Annotated in this window: 19 protein-coding genes; 10 read left to right on the top strand and 9 right to left on the bottom strand. The window is 71.2% G+C overall.

What is annotated here, in order from left to right:
- Positions 1 to 4: 4 nt before the first annotated feature.
- The 7 genes from lysX to OHT77_RS38310 are packed head-to-tail and all read left to right on the top strand — an operon-like array spanning position 5 to position 6,804.
- Positions 5 to 880 (top strand): lysine biosynthesis protein LysX, encoded by an 876-nt coding sequence (gene lysX / locus OHT77_RS38280; RefSeq protein ID WP_328832928.1) that lies wholly within the window; start codon positions 5 to 7, stop codon positions 878 to 880.
- Positions 877 to 1,902 (top strand): N-acetyl-gamma-glutamyl-phosphate reductase, encoded by a 1,026-nt coding sequence (argC, locus tag OHT77_RS38285; RefSeq protein ID WP_328832929.1) that lies wholly within the window; start codon positions 877 to 879, stop codon positions 1,900 to 1,902. Before lysX ends, argC begins: the two co-directional genes overlap by 4 nt.
- Positions 1,903 to 1,911: 9 nt before the next feature.
- Entirely contained in the window at positions 1,912 to 2,847 is a 936-nt protein-coding gene (locus OHT77_RS38290) for a [LysW]-aminoadipate kinase (protein WP_328832930.1), read from the top strand.
- 3 nt (positions 2,848 to 2,850) lie between these two features.
- A complete protein-coding gene (locus OHT77_RS38295; protein ID WP_328832931.1) occupies positions 2,851 to 4,020 on the top strand; it encodes a M20/M25/M40 family metallo-hydrolase in 1,170 nt (389 codons plus the stop codon).
- Positions 4,017 to 4,598, top strand: a complete 582-nt coding sequence (cysC, locus tag OHT77_RS38300) for an adenylyl-sulfate kinase (protein WP_328832932.1) — start codon at positions 4,017 to 4,019, stop codon at positions 4,596 to 4,598. The genes OHT77_RS38295 and cysC overlap by 4 nt, the downstream gene beginning before the upstream one ends.
- On the top strand, positions 4,595 to 5,530 hold the full coding sequence (gene cysD / locus OHT77_RS38305; RefSeq protein ID WP_328832933.1) for a sulfate adenylyltransferase subunit CysD: 936 nt from the start codon (positions 4,595 to 4,597) through the stop codon (positions 5,528 to 5,530). Before cysC ends, cysD begins: the two co-directional genes overlap by 4 nt.
- Before the next feature lie 2 nt (positions 5,531 to 5,532).
- Complete coding sequence (locus OHT77_RS38310) at positions 5,533 to 6,804, top strand: sulfate adenylyltransferase subunit 1 (RefSeq protein WP_328832934.1); 1,272 nt, start codon at positions 5,533 to 5,535, stop codon at positions 6,802 to 6,804.
- A 58-nt stretch (positions 6,805 to 6,862) separates the two neighbouring features.
- Here the strand turns inward: OHT77_RS38310 and OHT77_RS38315 are convergent, their stop codons facing one another.
- The gene (locus tag OHT77_RS38315; protein WP_328832935.1) at positions 6,863 to 7,408 is read right to left on the bottom strand and encodes an EF-hand domain-containing protein; all 546 of its coding nucleotides are present in this window, start codon (positions 7,406 to 7,408) and stop codon (positions 6,863 to 6,865) included.
- A gap of 297 nt (positions 7,409 to 7,705) precedes the next feature.
- Between OHT77_RS38315 and OHT77_RS38320 the strand changes: the two genes are divergently transcribed.
- Positions 7,706 to 8,608: an NAD-dependent protein deacetylase gene (locus tag OHT77_RS38320; protein ID WP_328832936.1), complete on the top strand. Its 903-nt coding sequence runs from the start codon at positions 7,706 to 7,708 to the stop codon at positions 8,606 to 8,608.
- A 92-nt stretch (positions 8,609 to 8,700) separates the two neighbouring features.
- Here the strand turns inward: OHT77_RS38320 and exaC are convergent, their stop codons facing one another.
- From exaC to xylB, 7 genes are all read right to left on the bottom strand, one after another.
- Positions 8,701 to 10,224, bottom strand: a complete 1,524-nt coding sequence (exaC, locus tag OHT77_RS38325; RefSeq protein ID WP_328832937.1) for an acetaldehyde dehydrogenase ExaC — start codon at positions 10,222 to 10,224, stop codon at positions 8,701 to 8,703.
- Positions 10,225 to 10,372: 148 nt separating this feature from the next.
- The gene (locus OHT77_RS38330) at positions 10,373 to 11,650 is read right to left on the bottom strand and encodes a GAF domain-containing protein (RefSeq protein WP_328832938.1); all 1,278 of its coding nucleotides are present in this window, start codon (positions 11,648 to 11,650) and stop codon (positions 10,373 to 10,375) included.
- A 142-nt stretch (positions 11,651 to 11,792) separates the two neighbouring features.
- Entirely contained in the window at positions 11,793 to 12,392 is a 600-nt protein-coding gene (locus OHT77_RS38335) for an N-acetylmuramoyl-L-alanine amidase (protein WP_328832940.1), read from the bottom strand.
- A gap of 36 nt (positions 12,393 to 12,428) precedes the next feature.
- Positions 12,429 to 13,442, bottom strand: coding sequence for an acetamidase/formamidase family protein (locus OHT77_RS38340; protein WP_328832941.1), 1,014 nt, complete (start codon positions 13,440 to 13,442; stop codon positions 12,429 to 12,431).
- Positions 13,439 to 14,899, bottom strand: coding sequence for an APC family permease (locus OHT77_RS38345; protein WP_328834449.1), 1,461 nt, complete (start codon positions 14,897 to 14,899; stop codon positions 13,439 to 13,441). Before OHT77_RS38345 ends, OHT77_RS38340 begins: the two co-directional genes overlap by 4 nt.
- Positions 14,900 to 15,118: 219 nt before the next feature.
- Positions 15,119 to 16,351 (bottom strand): ROK family transcriptional regulator, encoded by a 1,233-nt coding sequence (locus OHT77_RS38350; RefSeq protein ID WP_328832942.1) that lies wholly within the window; start codon positions 16,349 to 16,351, stop codon positions 15,119 to 15,121.
- 29 nt (positions 16,352 to 16,380) lie between these two features.
- Positions 16,381 to 17,826 (bottom strand): xylulokinase, encoded by a 1,446-nt coding sequence (gene xylB / locus OHT77_RS38355; protein ID WP_328832943.1) that lies wholly within the window; start codon positions 17,824 to 17,826, stop codon positions 16,381 to 16,383.
- Positions 17,827 to 18,014: 188 nt separating this feature from the next.
- On the opposite strand from xylB, the gene xylA reads away from it, so the two are divergent.
- Positions 18,015 to 19,181 carry a xylose isomerase gene (xylA, locus tag OHT77_RS38360; protein ID WP_328832944.1) on the top strand — a complete coding sequence of 389 codons (1,167 nt, stop codon included), beginning with the start codon at positions 18,015 to 18,017 and terminating at the stop codon, positions 19,179 to 19,181.
- A 167-nt stretch (positions 19,182 to 19,348) separates the two neighbouring features.
- A complete protein-coding gene (locus OHT77_RS38365) occupies positions 19,349 to 19,795 on the top strand; it encodes a hypothetical protein (protein ID WP_328832945.1) in 447 nt (148 codons plus the stop codon).
- A 23-nt stretch (positions 19,796 to 19,818) separates the two neighbouring features.
- On the opposite strand, the gene OHT77_RS38370 is transcribed toward OHT77_RS38365, so the two are convergent.
- Complete coding sequence (locus OHT77_RS38370; protein WP_328832946.1) at positions 19,819 to 21,165, bottom strand: esterase-like activity of phytase family protein; 1,347 nt, start codon at positions 21,163 to 21,165, stop codon at positions 19,819 to 19,821.
- Positions 21,166 to 21,248 lie beyond the last annotated feature (83 nt).

Consider the following 21,248-nt stretch of genomic DNA (forward strand, 5'->3'; position numbering starts at 1 on the left):
CGAGGTGGTCTCCTCCACAGCGCCCCGGACGGCGTTGCTGGCTTCCAGGATGCGCTTCGAGGAGAAGCGCCTCCTGGAGGTCCTGGACCGCCGGGGCATACCCCGTACTGTCATCGACACCCGCACCGTCCGCCACCACCTGAACGACACCCCGCCGCCGTGGGACCTGGTGCTCAACCGGGAGATCTCGGCGACCAAGGCCCTCTACGCGGCGCTCAGTTACGAGTCCGCCGGCGTCACCGTCGTCAACTCGGCGGCAGCCATCGAGACATGTGGCGACAAGTGGCGCACCTCGCTCGCGCTCCGCGCCGCCGGGGTCCCGACTCCGCCCGCCGCCCTCGCCCTCACGGCGGAGGCCGCGGAGGAGGCGGCCGAGGAGATCGGCTACCCGGTGGTCCTCAAACCCCTGGTGGGTTCCTGGGGCAGGCGGGTCGCCCTGCTCCCGGACGCCGCCGCGCTGCGCACCGTGCTGGAGTACAGCGAGGCACTGCCGTCACCGCTGGCCAAGCTGGCCTATCTGCAGCGGTACGTCGACAAGCCCGACCGCGACATCAGGGTGATCGTCGTCGGCGGCACCCCGATCGGTGCCATGTACCGCACGTCGGACGGCTGGCGGACCAACGTGGCACGCGGCGCGACGACCACGTCCTGCCCCCTCACCGACGACCTCGCCAAACTCGCGGCGACCGCGGCCCGGGAGACGGGCGCGGACCTCGCGGGAGTCGATCTCGTCGAGGACGCGGACGGCGGCCTCCAGGTCCTCGAAGTGAACCACGGAGTCGAGTTCAAGGGCTTCCAGGAAGCACACGCGGACCGCGTCGATGTCGCCGAACTCATCGTGGAACGCCTGGTGTTGCACAGGGAGGTGGTGGAGTCATGATCAGGGCCGCGGTGTTCGGTGCCGCCGGCTACATCGGCGGCGAACTGCTGAGGCTGCTGCTCGGCCACCCCGAGGTGGAGCTGACGGCCGCCGTGTCGTCCCGTTTCCCCGGCAAACGCCTCGACAGCGTCCACCCCAACCTCCGCTCGGCGACCGACCTCACCTTCACCGCCCCCGAACGGGCCGAGGACTGCGACGTGGTCTTCCTGGCCACCCCGCACCGCTCCACCATGGATCTCGTACGGCACTGGGCGGACCGGACGGACCTGCTGGTCGATCTCTCGGGCGACTTCCGGCTGCGCGACACGGAGGTGTACGAGCGCTACTACGGAGTCCCGCACGAGGCACCGGAGTTGCTCGACCGGTTCGTCCCCGGGATACCGGAACTGCACCGCGACCGGCTGCGCACCGCCCGGCTGATCAGCGTCCCGGGCTGCATGGCGAACGCCGCGATCCTCGCCCTGCACCCGCTGGCCGCCCGCCAACTGGCCCTCTCCCCGGTGCTGTTGGACGGCCGTACCGGATCCAGCGGGTCGGGTGCCTCCGCCGGCGACTCCAATCTGCACGCCGAACGCAGCGGCGCCCTAAGGGTGTTCGCCCCCGCCACGCACCGGCACGAGGCCGAGGTCGCCCAGCACACCGGCCTCGACGCGCGGATGACGGCGACCGGCGTCGAGGCCGTACGGGGGGTGCAGGTCGTCTGCCACACCGAGGTGCCCGACGGCGTCGAGGAGCGGGCCGTGCGGGCGGCGTACCGCGAGGCCTACGCCGATGAGCCCTTCGTCCGCCTGGTGGCCCACAAGCGGGGCACCTACCGCTATCCCGAGCCCAAGATCCTGCTCGGCTCCAACTACTGCGACATCGGCCATGTCTGGGGCGACGCGTCGCGTCGCCTGGTGGTCGTCGCCGCCCTCGACAACCTCGTCAAGGGCGGCGCGGGCAACGCCGTGCAGTGCCTCAACGTACGCATGGACTGGCCCGAATCGTACGGACTGTCCTTCCCCGGGCTGCACCCCGTGTGAGGACCGTGCATGAGCGCGAAGGGAGAACCGACCATGGGCGAGCCCCAGTTGGTCGTCGTCAAGTGCGGCGGCAACAGCGATGTGAACGCCGCCGCCATCTGCGCGGACGTCGCCGGTCTGGTGAAGGAGGGCCACCGGCTCGTGGTGGTGCACGGCGGATCGGCCGAGATCGACCGGCTGGCCGATGAACTCGACGTACCGCAACGGCGCCTGGTCTCGCCCGACGGGGTCTCGGCCCGGCACACCGACGAAGCCACCCTGGAGGTGGTGACGTTGGCGCTGGCCGGCTCGGTGAAGCCGAAGCTCGTGAGCGAGCTGCTGGGCCGGGGCATCCCCGCCGTCGGCCTCACCGGCCTCGACGGCGGACTCGTACTGACCCGCCGCAAGAGGGGCCAGAAGGCGGTCGTCGACGGACGCACCGTCGTCGTGCGCGACGACCACAGCGGCCGGATCGAGGCGGTACGCGGGGAGTTGATCGCGACCCTGCTCTCGCACGGGTACGTGCCCGTCGTGTCGCCGCCCGCCTCCGACGAGCACGGCGAGCCGGTCAACGCCGACGCCGACCGCATCGCGGCGGCCCTCGCGGCCGAACTCGACGCGGACCGGCTGGTGTTGCTCACCGGCGCACCCGGAGTGCTCGCCGACCCGGACGACGCCGACAGCCTGCTGCCCGACTGCGCCGTGGAACGGGCGGGCGCGCCGGGGGAGTTCGCCCGGGGCGGCATGGCGCTCAAACTCGTCGCCGCCCGTGAGGCGTTGCTCGGCGGCGTCGGCCAGGTGACCGTCGCCGACGGGCGGGGCGAGGGGGCGGTCGGCGAGGCGCTGCGGGGTGCCGGGACGGAGGTACGGCTCACGCCTCCGCGCGAAACGGAACCGGAGACCCGGCCGACGCTCCCTCAACACCCCGATCAGGAACAGGAATTGCCCGGAACAGACAGGGAGTGACGGATGACCACCGAAACAGCCGCCCCCGCCGCGGCACTCACCGACGAACTCACCGCGGCCCTCGCCGACACCGATCCCGGCGCCGCCGTCGACATGCTGCGGTCCATGCTGGAGATCCCCTCCCCGTCCGGCGAGGAGGGCCCGTTGGCCCGCCATCTGGCCGACGTCATAAGGGGACTTGGACTGACCGCCCGCATCGACGACGCGGGCAACGTGATCGGCGAGACCCCGGCCCGCCCCGGCCCGCGCATCATGCTGCTGGGCCATATGGACACCGTCCCGGGGCAGTTGGCCGTCCATCTCGAAGGCGGCCGGCTGCACGGCCGTGGCGCGGCCGACGCCCAGGGACCCCTCGCGGCCATGGTGCGCGCGGTCGGCGCCCACCTCGACTTCCCCGGCCAACTCGTGGTCGTAGGAGTCGTGGAGGAAGAAACCCCCAAGTCGCGTGGAGCCGTGCACATCGGGCGGACCCTCGCGCGACCGGACGCGCTGATCGTGGGGGAGCCCAGCGGGTGGCCGGGGATCGTCATCGGCTACAAGGGGAAACTGGACCTGGAATACCGGGTCGACTGCCCCGCCACGCACCCGAGCAACCCGGTCGAGAAGGCCACCGAGTCCGCCGCCGCGTTCTGGCAGGACGTGCTGGACCTGCTCGGCCCCGAGCAGGGGCACGCCTCGTTCGCGACTCCCGGCGCGACCCTGGTCGGGATGCGCGGCGACATCACCGAGGCGCGACTGGACGTCAGCATCCGTACGCCCGTCGGGTTCGACCAGGACGGATTCGTCGCCGCCCTGCGCGAACGAGACCAAGTCCACGGCAGGGAGGGCCGGTTGGCGGTCGTCAACGGGGTGCGGGCGGTCGAGACGGAGCGGCGCGGGCCGGTGGTGCGCGCCCTCAGCGCCGGTATCCGGAGCATCGGCGGGACACCCCGCCCGACGCTGAAGACCGCCACCTCCGACATGAACACCCTGGCCGAGGTCTGGGACATCCCCATGGCGACCTACGGCCCCGGCGACAGCGCGCTGGACCACTCCGACGAGGAGCACATCCTCGTCGACGACTACCTACGCGGCATCGCCGTACTGTCCACCGCGCTGGGGGAGTTGGCCACCCTGCCGACCCGTTCCGCGAATGCCGCCGGTTCCGCCGGCGAACTCGGGGGCGTGTCATGAGCGTTGGGCAATCCATCCTGGCGAAGCCGGAGTTCTGCACCTGCTGGCCCGGCGCGACCGTATGGCTGACCGGGCTGCCGAGCGCGGGCAAGTCCACCATCGCCGCCGCGCTCGCGGAGCGACTGCGCGAGGACCGGCGGCGGGTGGAGGTGCTCGACGGCGACGAGATCCGCAAGTTCCTGTCGGCCGGGCTCGGCTTCTCCCGCGAGGACCGGCACCTCAACGTCCAGCGGATCGGCCTGGTCGCCGAAGTGCTCGCACGCAACGGCGTGATGGTCCTGGTGCCGGTGATCGCGCCGTACGCGGACTCCAGGTCGTCGGTCCGCCGACGCCACGAGAGGTCCGGGACGAGGTATCTGGAGGTGCATGTCGCGACCCCGGCGTCCGTCTGCTCGGAGCGCGACGTCAAGGGCCTGTACGCCCAGCAGGCGGCCGGCCGGATCACTGGACTGACCGGCGCGGACGACCCCTACGAGGAGCCCGCGCACCCCGATCTGCGGATCGACGCGCACGCCGAGCGGGCCGTCGAATCAGTGGACGCGCTGCACGCGTTGCTCGTGCGAAAGGAGTTGGCATGACTGTCGCCGCCAAGCACGCGGCCGGTACGGAGAACCCGTACGCGCTGCCGCACCTCGACGCCCTGGAGTCGGAGGCGGTCCACATCCTCCGTGAAGTGGTGGGGGAGTTCGAGCGGCCGGTGATCCTGTTCTCCGGCGGCAAGGACTCCATCGTGATGCTGCATCTGGCGCTGAAGGCGTTCGCGCCCGCGCCGGTGCCGTTCTCGCTCCTCCATGTGGACACGGGACACAACTTTTCCGAGGTCCTTGAGTACCGGGACCGTGTGGTGGCCGCACATGGGCTACGGCTCCATGTGGCCTCCGTACAGGACTACATCGACCGCGGTGTGCTGCGTGAACGCCCCGACGGGACCCGCAACCCGCTCCAGACGCTCCCGCTCACCGAGAAGATCCAGAGCGAGCGCTTCGACGCCGTGTTCGGCGGCGGTCGTAGGGACGAGGAGAAGGCCCGCGCCAAGGAACGGGTGTTCTCACTGCGGGACGAGTTCGGGGCGTGGGAGCCGCGCCGGCAGCGGCCCGAGCTGTGGAACCTCTACAACGGCCGGCACGCGCCCGGCGAACACGTCCGCGTGTTCCCGCTCTCCAACTGGACCGAGCTGGACGTCTGGCAGTACATCGCCCGCGAGGGTATCGACCTCCCGGACATCTACTACGCCCACGAGCGTGAGGTCTTCCGACGGGGCGAACTGTGGCTGACGCCCGGGAGTTGGGGCGGACCCGGGGACGGCGAGACCGTCGAGAAGCGTCAGGTGCGGTACCGGACCGTCGGCGACATGTCGTGCACCGGCGCGGTCGACTCCAGTGCCGTCACCATCGAGCAGGTCATCGACGAGATCACCGCCTCCCGGCTGACCGAGCGGGGCGCCACCCGGGCCGACGACAAGCTGTCCGAGGCCGCCATGGAAGACCGCAAGCGCGAGGGGTATTTCTGATCATGGCCACCACCATCGGCACATTGCGCTTCGCCACGGCGGGCTCCGTCGACGACGGCAAGTCCACCCTCGTAGGACGGCTGCTGCACGACTCCAAGTCGGTCCTCACCGACCAACTGGAGGCCGTGGAACGGGCGTCGGCGAACCGGGGGCAGGACGGCCCCGACCTCGCGCTTCTCACCGACGGCCTGCGCGCCGAGCGCGAGCAGGGCATCACCATCGACGTGGCGTACCGCTACTTCGCCACCCCGCGCAGGCGGTTCATCCTCGCCGACACCCCGGGGCATGTGCAGTACACCCGCAACATGGTCACCGGTGCCTCCACCGCCGAGCTGACGGTGATCCTCGTCGACGCCCGCAACGGCGTCGTCGAGCAGACCCGGCGGCACGCCGCGATCGCCGCGCTGCTGCGCGTCCCGCACGTCGTCCTCGCCGTCAACAAGATGGACCTCGTCGACTACCGAGAGCCCGTATTCGCCACCATCGCCGAGGAGTTCACGGCCTGCGCGAGCGAACTCGGCATCCCCGAGATCACCGCGATCCCCATCTCGGCGCTGGCCGGCGACAACGTCGTAGAACCGTCCGCGCACATGGACTGGTACGGCGGGCCGACCGTCCTCGAACACCTGGAGACCGTCCCCGTCGGCACCGCCGTCGCGAGTGCGGCGGCCCGTTTCCCCGTGCAGTACGTCATCCGTCCGCAGAGCGCCGAGCACCCCGACTACCGGGGATACGCGGGGCAGATCGCCTCCGGTGTGCTGCGCGTCGGCGACCCGGTCACCGTCCTGCCGTCCGGGCTCACCAGCACGATCACCGGTATCGACGCCCTCGGTACGCCGGTCGAGGAGGCCTGGGCGCCGCAGTCGGTGACGTTGCTCCTCGCGGACGACATCGACATCTCGCGCGGCGACCTCATCGCGCCCAGCGCGCAGGCACCGGCCACCACGCAGGACGTCAGGGCCACGGTCTGTCATCTCAACGAGCGTCCGCTGCACGTCAGTTCGCGTGTTCTGCTCAAGCACGGCACCCGTACGGTCAAGGCCGTCGTACGGGAACTCCCGCATCGCATCGACCTCAGTCAGGGCCTGGCCCACGACACCGATCCCGGCGAGTTCGCCGTCAACGACATCGGCTCGATGGTGCTGCACACGGCCGAGCCGCTGCCGCTCGACGCGTACGCGGACTCCCGGCTCACCGGGTCCTTCCTGTTGATCAGTCCGGCCGATGGGGCCGTTCTCGCGGCGGGGATGTGTGCGGGGGCGATCGACAGGTGATCGGTTGGCGTGCGGTGAAGCCAGGCCGGGGTCCGGCTTCACCGCCGTCGCCGATGTCTCACCCGGCGCCGATCGGGCCGCACATCAGGTTGCCGGGTTCGGTGGGGTCGTCGCTGATCCAGAACTGGGTCCAGAGCGCGGCGAACTCGGGGCGGCTGAGGTAGCCGTCGGCGTCCTGGTCGAGCCGGTCGAAGACGCCGCCGGTCTCCACGGGCCGCCCGTGCCAGGTGTCGACGAGGCGCTGGTGCTCGCCGCGCGAGATGCGGCCGTCGGCGTTCTCGTCGACCGCGTCGAAGATGGTGTCGGCGGTCGCGGTGACGGCCTCGGGGATGGTCGGCAGATGGTCCACCATGGCGAGGATGTCGTCCATGTCGATCCGGCCGTCGCGGTCCGTGTCCACGGTCTCCGACAGATGCTGCCACCAGCCCTTGAGTACGCCGTCCACGCGCGCCGCCAGTTCCGATCCCTCTCTCCGCACGCGCGGCAGCCGGCCCCAGCGGTCGGCCAGGGCCACGAAGTCGGCCTCCTCCAGATAGCCGTTGCCGTCCGCGTCGAACGCCTCGAACATCGCCCGGAGCTTGGTCCGCTGGAACTCGCTGGACATCACGTGTCTCCTCGCTCGCAGTACTGCGGTGCTGAGGACATGCATTTCCGCGGCCGACCGCCCCGCAACGGCGCTCACGCTCACTACGGCGGGCACCCGCGCGCCCGCGCGCCGGGCCGGTGCGCCGGGCGCTGGTTCGGTCCCGGAGGGCGGAGGGCGGAGGGCGGTGGACGGTGGACGGTGGACGGAGGAGGGTGGACCTTAGCTCGCCCGACCGTGCGGGCCCGCCGCGCCGCCCGCACCCGCCCGGTCGTCCGCGCCCGCCGCGATCGGCCGTCGGTTTCGTACCCTTGCGGCATGCGTATGCGCCCCACCCTGAGCTGGACCCCGACGACGGACCTGCCGCCGGGCACCACCGACCTGGAGCCGGTCGTCGACGCGCTGAGCGCCGGCGGTGTGCTGGTGCTCAGCGGGGCGGGCATCTCCACGGAGTCCGGCATCCCGGACTACCGGGGCGAGGGCGGGAGCCTGAGCCGGCACACCCCGATGACCTACCAGGACTTCACCGCGAGCGCGCACGCTCGACGCCGCTACTGGGCGCGCAGCCACCTCGGCTGGCGCACCTTCGGGCGGGCCCGTCCGAACGCGGGGCACCTCGCGGTGGCCGCCTTCGCCCGGGACGCCCGCCTCTCGGGCGTGATCACCCAGAACGTCGACGGCCTGCACCAGGCGGCCGGCAGCGAGGGCGTCGTGGAACTCCACGGCAGCCTGGACCGGGTCGTGTGCCTCTCCTGCCGCGCCATGAGCCCGCGCCGCGAACTCGCCCGGCGTCTGGAGGCCGAGAACCCGGGCTTCGACCCGGTTGCCGCCGGGATCAACCCGGATGGCGACGCAGACCTCACCGACGCGCAGGTCGGAGACTTCCGCGTGGTGCCGTGCGTCGAGTGCGGGGGCGTCCTCAAGCCGGACGTGGTGTTCTTCGGCGAGGCGGTGCCGCCGCAGCGCGTCGAGGACTGCCGGCGCATGGTCCGCGAGTCGTCCGCGCTGCTGGTCCTCGGCTCGTCGCTGACGGTGATGTCCGGGCTGCGGTTCGTCCGCCAGGCGGCACAGGAGGGCAAGCCGGTGCTGATCGTCAACCGCGACCCCACCCGAGGCGACCCGCACGCCGTCACCCGGGTCGCGCTGCCGCTGGGAACGGCGCTGACTGCCGTTGCCGAGCGGCTGGGGATTCCGGTCGACGGGTCGGCGGGCTCGCAGTGAAGGGTGCCTGACGGGAGATTTCCCGGGTCAGGCACCCCTCATCGGTGGACCTGGATCGGTGGGTCTGGATCGGTGGGTGTGGATCGGTGGGTCTAGAAGAAGCCCAGCTTCTTCGGCGAGTAGCTCACCAGGAGGTTCTTGGTCTGCTGGTAGTGGTCCAGCATCATCTTGTGGTTCTCGCGCCCGATGCCGGACTGCTTGTAGCCGCCGAACGCCGCGTGCGCGGGGTACGCGTGGTAGCAGTTCGTCCATACCCGGCCCGCCTGGATCGCCCGGCCCGCGCGGTACGCCGTGTTGATGTCCCGGGTCCACACGCCGGCGCCGAGGCCGTAGAGCGTGTCGTTGGCGACCTTGATCGCGTCGTCGAAGTCGGCGAAGGACGTCACCGAGACCACCGGCCCGAAGATCTCCTCCTGGAAGATCCGCATGCGGTTGTCGCCCTCGAAGATCGTCGGCTGGACGTAGTAGCCGCCCTTCAACTCACCGTCGTAGTCGAGGCGTTCGCCGCCCGTGAGGACCTTCGCGCCCTCCTGCCGACCGATGTCCAGGTAGGAGAGGATCTTCTCCAGCTGGTCGTTGGAGGCCTGCGCGCCGATCATCGTGTCCGTGTCGAGCGGGTGGCCCGGCTTGATCAACTCGGTGCGGGCGACGGCCGCTTGGAGGAAGTCCGCGTAGTGGCCGCGCTGGATGAGCGCCCGCGACGGGCAGGTGCAGACCTCGCCCTGGTTGAGCGCGAACATCGTGAAGCCCTCGAGCGCCTTGTCGAGGAAGTCGTCGTTCGCCGAGGACACGTCGTCGAAGAAGATGTTCGGCGACTTGCCGCCGAGTTCCAGCGTGACCGGCTTGATGTTCTCGGAGGCGTACTGCATGATCAGCCGCCCCGTCGTGGTCTCGCCCGTGAACGCGACCTTCGCCACGCGCGGGCTGGACGCGAGCGGCTTGCCCGCCTCCACGCCGAAGCCGTTGATGATGTTGACCACGCCCGGCGGCAACAGGTCCGCGATCAGGCTCATCCAGTAGTGGATGGACGCCGGGGTCTGCTCGGCCGGTTTGATGACGACCGCGTTGCCCGCCGCGAGCGCCGGCGCCAGCTTCCATGTCGCCATCAGGATCGGGAAGTTCCACGGGATGATCTGCGCCACGACCCCGAGCGGCTCGTGGAAGTGGTACGCCACCGTGTCGTCGTCGACCTCGCCCAGCGAACCCTCCTGCGCCCGGATCGCCCCCGCGAAGTAGCGGAAGTGGTCGATGGCGAGCGGGATGTCGGCGGCGAGGGTCTCGCGGACCGGCTTGCCGTTCTCCCAGCTCTCCGCGACCGCGAGCGGCTCCAGGTTCGCCTCCATCCGGTCGGCGATCTTTAGCAGGATGTCGGAACGCTCGGTCACCGAGGTCCGGCCCCAGCCAGGCGCCGCCGCGTGCGCCGCGTCCAGCGCCCGCTCCACGTCCTCCGCGGTGCCGCGCGCGATCTCCGTGAACGGCTGCCCGTTCACCGGTGACGGGTTCTCGAAGTACTGCCCGCGGGCCGGCGGCACGTACTCGCCGCCGATGAAGTGGTCGTAGCGCGCCTGGTAGGAGACGATCGCGCCCTCGGTGCCGGGTGCCGTGTAACGGGTCATCCTGGTCTGCCTCCCGGAACAGCGCTGCCCGCCGTTGGGCAGCTCTCGGCGCGAGGCTAGGGGGCGGGACGTTGCATGTACGTTGCGCGGGACTGGGAGCGTCAAGTGGCCTACTGCGACCGCGTGTTACCGCGATACGCGCGCTACGTCAGTGACCCGCCCGGTGCGACCAGGCGGCCGGTGCCGCCAGCTCGGACTCCAGCGCGGCGAGCCGGGAACGCACCGGTGCCGTCGGGCGTATCGCCGCGAGCGCCCGCCAGACGTCGAGGTCGTCCTCGCCCCACGGCGCGTGCGCCCAGTCCGCCAGCAGGTCGGGGTCGCGGCGGGCGATCAGCGCGGTACGGAGACCGTCCGCGAGCCGGGCCCTGAGCCGGACCACCGCCGGAGCCTGCGAACCCGGCAGCAACGGACCCGTGTACGCCGACGCCGCTCCCGTCACCGCGCCCCCTTCCAGCCGCCGTTCGACGATCGTCACATCGGACTCGACCGGCACCGTGAGCCGGTACGGACGCGAGGCGAGCAGCCCCGGGCCCAACAGCTTGCGCAGCCGCGCCAGTTCGGCCCGCAATGTCACCGGCGGCACCGACTCGTCCTCGTACAGCGCGCACAGCAACTCGTCACCGGTCAGTCCCTCGGGATGGCGGGCCAGCAGGACCAGGATCTCGCTGTGGCGGCGGCTCAGCTTCACCTTGCGTCCGTCGACGCACAGTTGGGCCTCGTCCCGGCCGAGCGCCGTCAGCTCGGGTCCGTCGACGGGTGTCTGTTCCGGTGCGAGCAGCGCCAGTTGGGACTCGGCGGCCCGCGCCACCGCCTGTACGAAGCCGAGGCTGTGCGGATGCGCCAGGCCGTTCCCGCCGGTGATGTCCACGGCACCGAGCACCCGCCCCGTGCGTGGATCGTGCACGGGAGCCGCCGCGCAGGTCCACGGCTGCACCCGCCGGATGAAGTGCTCGGCCGCGAACACCTGCACCGGCCGGTCCAGGGCCACCGCCGTCCCCGGCGCGTTCGTCCCGACCGCGCTCTCCGCCCAGCGCGCACCCGGCACGAAGTTCATCCCGCCCGCCTTCCGACGGGTCGCCGGATGCCCCTCGACCCACAACAGCCTGCCCTGCGCGTCGCACACCGCGAGCAGATGCTCCCCGTCCGCCGCGAACGTGCCCATCAGCTCCCGGATCAGCGGCATCACCCGCGCCAGCGGATGCTCCGCGCGGTAGACACCCAGGTCGCCGTCCGTCAGCTCGACGCTCGCCGTGCCCTCGGTACCGACACCGGCCCGTGCGGAACGCCGCCAGGACTCGGCCACCACCGACCGCACCGGCTGCGGCACCGTGCCGGCCGCGGCGAACGTCTCGTGCGCCCGGCGCAGCACCCGCACCCGCTCGGCAGGGTCGGCCCCCGGCTCCAGGGCCACCCATGGATCGGTCAACTCGGCCTCCCCTGAAGTCGACACGGCGTCGCAACGGATGCGGCCATCGTTACTCCGCAGACCGATCCGGACAACCGTTTCGACCAGGTACGCCCCGAACGAACCGCGACACTCTCCGAACCCGGCTCGCATCCGCCTCCGATCAGGCGAAATTGACCAGCCTTATGTACCGCGTCCAATCCCAGTTCGGCCCCGGATCGGTGTGGTCCGTGCCCGGCACCTCGTAGTGCCCGATGATGTGCGCCCGGTCCTTCGGGAGCCCGTACTTCGTGCAGATCGCCGCCGTCAGTTTGGCCGACTGCTCGTACAACGCGTTGGTGAACCACTGGGGTTGGTCCACCCAACCCTCGTGCTCGATACCGATGCTGCGGGTGTTGTAGTCCCAGTTCCCCGCGTGCCAGGCGATGTCGGCCTCGCGGACGCACTGCGCCACATTTCCGTCGGCCGAGCGCACGAGGTAGTGCGCGGACACCTTCTTCTGCGGGTTCTGGAAGATGGACAGGGTGTTGGGGTACGTCTCCTGCGTGACGTGGATGACCACGTAGTCGAGCGGATAGGTGCTCGGGCGGTTGGACGCCGTGTAGTTGGAGGTGCTCGCCGGCTGCCACTCGGCCGACGGGTAGTCGACGGCCTGGGTCTGTGCGTCGGCCTCAGCGTGGGGGAGTAACGCGTAGGGGACGGCGGCGAGGGCGGCGCCCTTCAGCAGCCATCTCCTGCTGGGGAGCGGTCGTGCCCGTTCCATGGTCGGGTGCCTTTCTGGTCAGTGCCGGGGTGCTGTTCAGCTCTGAAGCGCCGCCGCGGTCTCCCGCAGCCGTGCGTGCAGTCCGCGGTGTGTCTCGCGCGCGGGCAGCCATTCCTTCCGGATCTTCGCCACGCAGGTGTAGTTGGTGTCGCACACGTTGGCCAACGGTGATTCGACCGCCTGGGTTGCGAATTGGTAGGCGTCCAGTTCGCTGAAGCCGTAGTCGCGGACCAGCCAGCGCACCAGGTCGAGCTGGGAGATCCGGAACGCGTCCTCCAACGGGCGTGCCGAACCCGTCGAGATGATGTGCGTGTCCGACTCGATGCGCGGCCAGGGTGTGGCGACCCCCTTGAGCAGCTCCACGATCACCACGGTGTTCATCGCGCACTCGACGGCGACTCCGCAGGTCTCTCCCTCGCCCTGCCGGGCGTGACCGTCGCCCAGGCTGAGCAGCGCGCCCTCCACGTTCACCCCGAGGTAGCAGGTGACCCCGGCCCGCATCTCGGGGGTGTCCATGTTCCCGCCGTGCGCGTCCGGCACCAGCGCCGAACGCACTTCCAGGTTCGCGGGGGCCACGCCCACCGTGCCGTGCATCGGGTCGAGGGGCAGCTCGACCTCGATGTCACTGTCCCGTGCGCGGAACAGCGCCGTGCGGCGGGTCCGGTCCAACTGCCAGATCCAGACGGTCTCCGGAAGGGGCGGCTGCAACGTGGCCGTGGTGTGCGTCGAGGTGAGCGCCCCGAAGAGGGGGACCGTGGTCGAGGCCGCCCAGTCCCGCGCCGGCTCGATCGACACGAAGTGCACGGCGACCGTGTCGCCCGGCTCGGCGCCCTCCACATGGAAGGGGCCGGTCTGCGGGTTGAGGAACGGGAACTCGCACACCTCCGACACCAGGTCCTTCTCGGACCGCACCCGTCCCGCGAAGCAGTCCTCGGTGAACAGGTCGAGGACCGTGCCGGGCGCGATGCGGGCCACGGGCGGGGCGCCGCCGAACGTCCAGGCGTAGTCGCCGGGTTCGGGCCGCACCGTCAGGATCCGGGGGGCGTTCATGGCTGTACTGCTCCGTTCTGCGGATGACCGGTGGGGTCTGGTTCGTCGAGGTGGACACGGGCGGTTTCGGCTATTCGCTCGGGGTGGCGACGTAGCAGGACGAGCAGGACCACGACCCCCGCCGCCATCCAGACGCCGACGACGGGTCCGGCGTAGGACACGGGGGCGGTCAGCTCTGTCACGAAGTCGAAGGCCGGGATGCCTGCCGCGGTGAGCAGGGCGGGGACGAACGCGATGATTCCCAGGAGCGGGACCAGCAGGTGTCGTAGCGGCTTGAGCAACTCGCGTCTGCGGCGCAGGAAGTAGCCCGCGCAGGCGAGGTTCACGACGATGTAGACGGCGATGACGACCGTCACGATCACCGTGGCCAGGAGGAGGAACGCGGTCACCGGGTCGTAGCCGAGGCCGAGGCCCAGTACGGCTCCCACCGCGATGACACTCTGGACGGCGATACCGACGACGGGGGAGCGGTGGCGTGGGTGCAGGGTCGCCAGGACCCGGGGGAGCACCCGGATGCGGGCCAGGGCGAAAGCGGTGCGGGTCGAGACGGTGGCGCACGCGTTGGCGTTGGCGATGGTCGAGTTGACCACGGCCAGGAACACCAGCACCCAGAACAGTCCGAACGACGCGCGGGCCACGCCCTCCCAGGAGGCCGCTCCGTCGGCGCCGAAGCCGCTGAAGCGGTCCGGCCCGAAGTACACGGTCATGGCATAGGTCGTGAGCACGTAGAACAGGCCGATCCCGAGGGCCGCGCCGAGCACCGCGCGGTGCATGGTCCGGCGTGGGTCGCGTGTCTCCTCGGCGAGTGGCGCCGCGGCCTCGAACCCGGCGAACGCGAGCACCGTGTAGACCGATCCGGCGAAGACCCCGCCGAGGCCCGAGTAGTCCTTGCCGGTGTGCGAAGTCCCGAACACGGACAGGGTGTTGGCGCTGCCGGCCTTGCCGATCAGCCAGACGGCGAACACCAGGAAGACGAGGATCTCGAAGACCCCGAGGACCGTGCCGAAGCGGGCGGAGGCCCGGACTCCGAACCAGCCCGCCGCGGTGATGATCGCGGCGCCCGCGAGCGCCCACGGCCACCAGAGGCTCTCCGGATACGAGTTCCACTCCTGGTGCAGGGTGCCCGCCGTGGTGAACCCGAGCTGGAGGAGCAGCAGGGGTGGGATCAGCGCCTCCACGAAGACATAGCCCCAGCCGACCAGGAAGCCGACGGCCGGATGCAGTCCCTGCGCCGCGTACGTGGCCACCGAGCCCGCGGCGGGTAACTCGCGGGCCAACTCGGCGACGCAGGACGCGGTGAACAGGCAGGCCACCAGCGCGATCAGTACCGACAGTGGGAGGCTGCCGCCCGCGAAGGCCGCGCCCGACGGGATCGACGCGGCGACCGCTGCGGCCGGCGCCATCGCCGTGATGCTCTGGAAAAGGACCTCGCGCAGCCCGACGGCATCCCGCCGCAGCCCTGGAACCGTCGCCTGCCCTCGTACTGTCTCCCCCGACACGTGAATCCCCCCTCGTCCACCGTCATCCGCACCGCGTCGTCACGACTCGACGGCTGCGCCTCACGTGAATCACGGTACGGCGCTTGCGGGTTGGGCAGTAGGGCGTGGCGTGGTTCCGTGGACGGTGGCGGAACTGTGGACAACCCGATCACTCGGACGGGTGAAGTCGGCCCCGTTTCAGGCCTGTTCGGCCAGGTTGTCCCCAGCCCGTTCGGCCACCGAGGCCGGGTCGTCGAGGACGGCCCGCACGATCGAGTGCGCGGCGCCCAGCAGCGGACCCTCTGGTCCCAGCCGGGAGACCGAGACCGGACAGGCGGGCCCCGCCGTGCGGCCCGCCAACTCGGCCTCCAGCGACGGCAGTAGCCACGGCGCGAGCCCGGACAGCGCGCCGCCCAGCACCACCAGTTGCGGATCGAGGAGGTTGACCGCGCCGGTCAGCGCGATGCCGAGCGCTGTACCGGCCTCGTGCAGGGCATGTCGTACCGCCTCGTCGCCGTCGGCGGCACGGGACGCGAGCAGGCCGACCCGGTCCGCGCCGGGCTCCAGTCCCGCGGCACGCAGCACCGCCTCCTCGCCCGCGTACTGTTCGAGGCAGCCGCGCCCGCCGCACGCGCACGCCGGCCCGTCGGGACGCACGGGGACATGGCCCAACTCGCCCGCGAATCCGCGTGTTCCGCGCAGCAGACCGCCGTCCACCACGACGGCGGCGCCGATGCCGATCTCGGCCGACACATGCAGGAAGTCACGGGGAGCGGTTTCCCCCAGCCAGAGTTCGGCGAGGCCGCCGAAGTTGGCCTCGTTGTCCACAGTCGGCGGCAGTTCGGCGGGCAGCAGGGCGCCGAGATCCGTGTCGTGCCAGTCGAGGTTCGGGGCCCGGACCACCGTGCGGCCGTCGCGTGCGACCAGACCGGGTACGGCGACCGCGAGCCCGGCCGGCCACAGGCCCTCCGCGTCCGCCTCGGCCACGACCTGCCGTACCAGCGCGGTGAGTTCGGCGAGGACCGGCTCGGGGGAGCGGCCGCGGTTCACCCCGTGCCGGACGGCACGCGCGCGTATCTCGCCGCGCAGATCGACCGCGCAGACCGCGAGATGGTCGACGCCGATCTCCGCGCCGATCCCGGCGGGACCGCGCCCGCTGACGGCGAGCGCGGAGCCGGGGCGGCCCACCCGGCCGGGCCGCTCGGGGCCCAGTTCTTCGAGGAGCCCCGACCGGATCAGCTCGTCCACCAGCGTCGACACCGCCGCACGCGTCAGCCCGATGCGCGAGGCCACGGCCGCGCGCGAGAGCGGGCCCTCGGCGCGCACCGTGTGCATCACACGCGCGAGGTTGCGGCGGCGCATGCCCTGCTGGGTGTCGGGCAGCGCGCGGCCGGGCCCGGCGGGATGCGCCTCGTGCAGCGGTGCGGTCATGCCTCCGTCAGTCCTCGGTCGATTGCGGGTCAGCGGGCGTCCGTCCCCCGTTCGAGCAGCGGAGCCGCGTCGGAGAGTACCCCGGAGATCCTGGCCAGCGTCGCCTCGTCCCGCTCCACGGCGTCCAGCACCGGCCCGGCGGCCGTGTTCCAGCGCCGCGCCACCGCGGCCGGGTCCTCACCGGTCAGCAGGCCTGCGGCCTGTGCGGCGGCGCCGAGCGCGACCAGTTCCTTCGCGTCGGGCACCTGGACCGGACGCCCCGACAGCCGTCGTACGGTGTCCTGCCAGGCGGTGCCCCGGGCGCCTCCGCCGATCAGCAGCAGGGGCGCGGTGCGGTCCGCGTCCTCGTCGAGGACCAGGTCGAGCGCCCCCAACAGGGCGTGCACGGCGCCGTCGTAGGCGGCCTGGAGGAGCTGGCCGCCGGTGGTGTCGTGGCGCAGGCCGTGCAGCAGGCCCGAGGCGTTGGGGAGGTTCGGGGTGCGCTCGCCGTCCAGGTAGGGCAGCAGGGTCACCGCGGTGCCGGGCTCCACGGCCTCCCGGTCCAGGCCCAGCAGGGCCGCGACGCGGTCGACGGCGAGGGTGCAGTTCAAGGTGCAGGCCAGGGGCAGCCAGTCGCCGTGCGCGTCGGCGAAGCCCGCGACCGTGCCGGACGGGTCGGCGGGGCGGTGCTTCGACACCGCGTAGACGGTGCCCGAGGTGCCGAGGCTCAGCACGGGGTGGCCGGGGCGCAGCCCGAGGCCGAGCGCGGCGGCCGCGTTGTCACCGGTGCCGGGGGCGACCAGCGTGCCCTTGGAGAACGGCAGGTCATGGCAGTCGCGCACCGTCCCCGCCACCTCACCCGGCCGCACCACCCGGGGCAGCATCGCCGGGTCGAGGCCGACGTGCCGCAGGATCTCCTCGTCGTACGATTCGCTCGCCGACGCCCACCAGCCCGTGCCGGACGCGTCGCCCCGGTCGGTGGTGCCCTGCCCGGTGAGCCGCTCGGTGAGGTAGTCGTGGGGGAGGCGTACGGCCGCCGTGGCGCGCACCGACTCCGGCTCGTGCTCGGCGAGCCACGCCCACTTCGTGACCGTGAAGGAGGCTCCGGGCACGCTGCCGGTGCGCTCCGCCCAGGCCTTCGGGCCGCCCAGTTCCTCGATCAGCCGGGTGGCCTGCGGCGCCGAGCGCACGTCGTTCCACAGCATCGCCGGGCGTACCGGCTCGCCCTGGGCGTCCAGGGTGACCAGCCCGTGCTGCTGGCCGCCGATCGACACCGCCGCCGCCTCGTGGGCCGCGTCCCCGCACTGGCGCAGGGCCTCGCCCAGGGCGTCCCACCACTGGCGCGGGTCGCTCTCGCGGCCCGCCCCCGAGGAGACGGTGTGCGGCGCCTGGCCGCTCGCGACGATCCGTCCGGTGGACACGTCGACGACCAGCGCCTTCGTGGACTGGGTGGACGTGTCCACGCCGACGACGAGCGGACCCTCGGCTGCTGACATCGGGCTCTCCCTGTTTTTTCCGCGGCTCTGCGGGGCTCTGACCTGCTGTTTTCAAGACTGCCCGGGGTGCGGTGGCCCGTACCCCACTCCTTCGGGGACATGTTGTCCCTTCCCAGAGCTGTGTGTGCATACTAATTTGTAAACCGCCATGACGAAATAGTCGCAGCGAAGCAACAAGGAGCCGCGTCATGAACTACCAGCCCACCCCCGAGGACAGGTTCACCTTCGGCCTTTGGACCGTCGGCTGGCAGGGAAGGGACCCGTTCGGCGATGCCACCCGCCGCGCCCTCGACCCCGTCGAGACGGTGCAGCGCCTGTCCGAGCTCGGCGCCCACGGTGTGACCTTCCACGACGACGACCTGATCCCCTTCGGGTCCTCGGACACCGAGCGCGAGTCGCACATCAAGCGCTTCCGCGAGGCCCTCGACGCGACCGGCATGAAGGTGCCGATGGCGACCACCAACCTCTTCACGCACCCGGTCTTCAAGGACGGCGCGTTCACCGCCAACGACCGCGACGTGCGCCGCTACGCCCTGCGCAAGACGATCCGCAACATCGACCTCGCGGCCGAGCTGGGCGTCGAGACCTACGTCGCCTGGGGCGGCCGTGAGGGCGCCGAGTCCGGCGCCGCCAAGGACGTGCACGTCGCCCTCGACCGCATGAAGGAGGCCTTCGACCTCCTCGGCGAGTACGTCACCGAACAGGGCTACAACCTGAAGTTCGCGATCGAGCCCAAGCCGAACGAGCCCCGCGGCGACATCCTGCTCCCTACCGTCGGCCACGCCCTGGCGTTCATCGAGCGCCTGGAGCGCCCGGAGCTGTACGGCGTCAACCCGGAGGTCGGCCACGAGCAGATGGCCGGGCTCAACTTCCCGCACGGCATCGCCCAGGCCCTGTGGGCGGGCAAGCTCTTCCACATCGACCTCAACGGCCAGTCCGGCATCAAGTACGACCAAGACCTGCGCTTCGGCAACGGCGACCTGCGTGCCGCCTTCTGGCTGGTCGACCTCCTGGAGAGCGCCGGTTACGCCGGCCCGAAGCACTTCGACTTCAAGCCGCCGCGCACCGAGGACCTCGACGGTGTGTGGGCCTCGGCCGCCGGCTGCATGCGCAACTACCTGATCCTCAAGGAGCGTTCGGCCGCGTTCCGTGCCGACCCGGTGGTCCAGGAGGCGCTGCGCGCCTCGCGTCTGGACGAACTGGCGCAGCAGACCGCGGCGGACGGCCTCAAGGCGCTGCTCGCGGACCGCTCCGCGTTCGAGGACTTCGACGTGGAGGCCGCCGCCCAGCGCGGGATGGCCTTCGAGCAGCTCGACCAGCTCGCCATGGACCACCTCCTGGGAGCGCGCGGCTGACCGCACGCACGCGTGCGTCACTCACGAGCCCACCGGTGCACGTGAATTGCCGTTCGTGACCGGCCCCTGCGCGGAATGCTCCGGAATCATGCGATCCACGGCATGAGCCCGTATCAACCACCGCGCGGGGGTCGCGTCATGACCTCTGTGAGGCGACTCTGGACGGTATGGCCATGCCGCCCGTACCGCCTCGACCGCCCGGGCCACCCGGCGCCGCCCCGCCTCCGGGAGGCGGCTTCGGACCACCACCTCCCGGAGACTTCGGCCACGCGTCAGGAGGGGACTACGGGGGCTACGACCCGCCCCCGCCCCCGCGTCGGCGACCCCGGCCGCTGTTCGTCCTGCTCGCCGTGATCGTGGCCGCCGGAGCCGTCGTCACCGTCGTACTGATGGCCTCCGGAGGACACGATTCCCCGGACAAGAAGGCGCCCGCGGCGAGCAGTTCGAGCACGAGCCGCAGCCCGTCCCTCACCCTCCCGACGAAACTCCCCACCAGTCTCCCCACCAGCCTGCCGACCAAGCTCCCGACCGCGCTCCCGTCGAACTTCCCCTCGGAACTGCCGAGCGAGGTCCCCAGTGACATCGAGTCACTGCTCCCGTCCCTGTTCGGCTAGCCGCCCCGGAGGCCGACGGAGGCTCAGATGCCGTGCGGCAGCTTCAGGTACACCACGGTCGTCTCGATCCCGCTGTCGACCAGCCGCCCCTGTGCGTCGAACGCGCCCGCGCCGTCCGTCATCCCGAAGTCGTTGTCGTTCGCGAGGGCGAGCGTGTCGTGATCCACGCGCGCGATGCCCTCGATCTTCTGCGGCACCCCGGAGACGGTCCCCAGGTCGACGACCAGCTTCTTGGCCAGCACCGGGACACCCGAGGCGGCGGGGTCGTCGAGCTGCTCCAGCGACGGGGACGTCGTGTCGTCGTCGTAGCGACCGCCCAGGATGTTCGACCGTCGGTCCAGCTTCACCACCTGCAACCGGGCCGCCTTGTCGGTGCGCTCCTCGACCAGGAGGCGGTCACCGCCCAACGCGACCACGGAGGAGATCTTCAGCTCGGAGGTGTCGTCCTCGCTGGGGTCGACCACGTTCACCGGGTCGAAGCGGTACGCGTACTCCGCTGTGACCGCCTTCTTCTTGGTGGAGAAGCGCAGCAGACGGGTGTTGAGCGACGCGTCCCCGGCATCCCCGTCCGGCAGCGACAGCGGGCTCTGCAGGGCCATCACCAGGTCACCACCGGGCAGTTGGGCCAGCCCCTCGAAGCCTCGGTTGATCTTCCGGTGCAGCAGGACCGCGGGCAGCGACTCCACCACCGGGTAGTCGGTCCCCGTCAGATGGAGCCCCTTGGGCACGTACCGCGTGAGTACCTTCCCGCGCGCGGAGACGTGCACCAGGGAGGGCCCGTACTCGTCGACGAGCCAGAAGGAGCCGTCCCCGGCTCGCACGATGCCCTCGGTGTCGAGTCCGTTCGGGTTGTACGCCAGTGCCGTCTGCGCGTCGTAGGAGTACGGCGCCTCGTCGCGCCCCTGCTGGTTCGACAGCCCGGTGACGGCCTTCCCGGAGGATGTGGTGATCGGGAGGGCGTCAAGAACCTTGACGGTGTTCCCGGAGACACGGATCTTCACGATCGCCGGGTCGAAACCGGGCACGGGGAACGTGCGGCGCTTCGTCCCGCTCACCTTGATCTGGCCGTTGGGCCCGCGGTCGGTGACCGTCCAGTACTCGCCCTTGCGGCCGGCCGGGTAGATGTCGCTGCCGATGCCGCCGAGGTCCACGCCCCGGTCATCGGCCACCGTGCCCGGCAGCAGCGCGTTGCTGAACGCGCCGAGCGGGATGTCGCCGAGCGTCGCCGTACGCGTGACATGGGCGGCCTGGGCCTTCGCGGGGGCTGCCGCGGCCGTACCGGCCGCCACGAGGGCGACAACCACGGCGAGCGGAACACCCGCCGCTACGGGACGACGGACGCGGCGCCGGACGATGGCGTGCGGGGACATCGGGCCTCCTGAGGACAAGTTCGCTGACAGCGGCCAGAGTTGGTCCTCATGCGGAACGGTGCTCGACGGCGAGGTGAACCAGG

It is taken from the genome of Streptomyces sp. NBC_00252, from assembly GCF_036187565.1.
In the GTDB taxonomy this organism is placed as follows: domain Bacteria; phylum Actinomycetota; class Actinomycetes; order Streptomycetales; family Streptomycetaceae; genus Streptomyces.

Excerpts from the sequence above, each read along its gene's own strand:
- argC (WP_328832929.1), top strand. The coding sequence starts at position 877 with ATGATCAGGGCCGCGGTGTTCGGTGCCGCCGGCTACATCGGCGGCGAA.
- OHT77_RS38290 (WP_328832930.1), top strand. The coding sequence starts at position 1,912 with ATGAGCGCGAAGGGAGAACCGACCATGGGCGAGCCCCAGTTGGTCGTC.
- OHT77_RS38295 (WP_328832931.1), top strand. The coding sequence starts at position 2,851 with ATGACCACCGAAACAGCCGCCCCCGCCGCGGCACTCACCGACGAACTC.
- cysC (WP_328832932.1), top strand. The coding sequence starts at position 4,017 with ATGAGCGTTGGGCAATCCATCCTGGCGAAGCCGGAGTTCTGCACCTGC.
- cysD (WP_328832933.1), top strand. The coding sequence starts at position 4,595 with ATGACTGTCGCCGCCAAGCACGCGGCCGGTACGGAGAACCCGTACGCG.
- OHT77_RS38310 (WP_328832934.1), top strand. The coding sequence starts at position 5,533 with ATGGCCACCACCATCGGCACATTGCGCTTCGCCACGGCGGGCTCCGTC.
- OHT77_RS38315 (WP_328832935.1), bottom strand. The coding sequence starts at position 7,408 with ATGTCCAGCGAGTTCCAGCGGACCAAGCTCCGGGCGATGTTCGAGGCG.
- OHT77_RS38320 (WP_328832936.1), top strand. The coding sequence starts at position 7,706 with ATGCGTATGCGCCCCACCCTGAGCTGGACCCCGACGACGGACCTGCCG.
- exaC (WP_328832937.1), bottom strand. The coding sequence starts at position 10,224 with ATGACCCGTTACACGGCACCCGGCACCGAGGGCGCGATCGTCTCCTAC.
- OHT77_RS38335 (WP_328832940.1), bottom strand. The coding sequence starts at position 12,392 with ATGGAACGGGCACGACCGCTCCCCAGCAGGAGATGGCTGCTGAAGGGC.
- OHT77_RS38340 (WP_328832941.1), bottom strand. The coding sequence starts at position 13,442 with ATGAACGCCCCCCGGATCCTGACGGTGCGGCCCGAACCCGGCGACTAC.
- OHT77_RS38350 (WP_328832942.1), bottom strand. The coding sequence starts at position 16,351 with ATGACCGCACCGCTGCACGAGGCGCATCCCGCCGGGCCCGGCCGCGCG.
- xylB (WP_328832943.1), bottom strand. The coding sequence starts at position 17,826 with ATGTCAGCAGCCGAGGGTCCGCTCGTCGTCGGCGTGGACACGTCCACC.
- xylA (WP_328832944.1), top strand. The coding sequence starts at position 18,015 with ATGAACTACCAGCCCACCCCCGAGGACAGGTTCACCTTCGGCCTTTGG.
- OHT77_RS38365 (WP_328832945.1), top strand. The coding sequence starts at position 19,349 with ATGGCCATGCCGCCCGTACCGCCTCGACCGCCCGGGCCACCCGGCGCC.
- OHT77_RS38370 (WP_328832946.1), bottom strand. The coding sequence starts at position 21,165 with ATGTCCCCGCACGCCATCGTCCGGCGCCGCGTCCGTCGTCCCGTAGCG.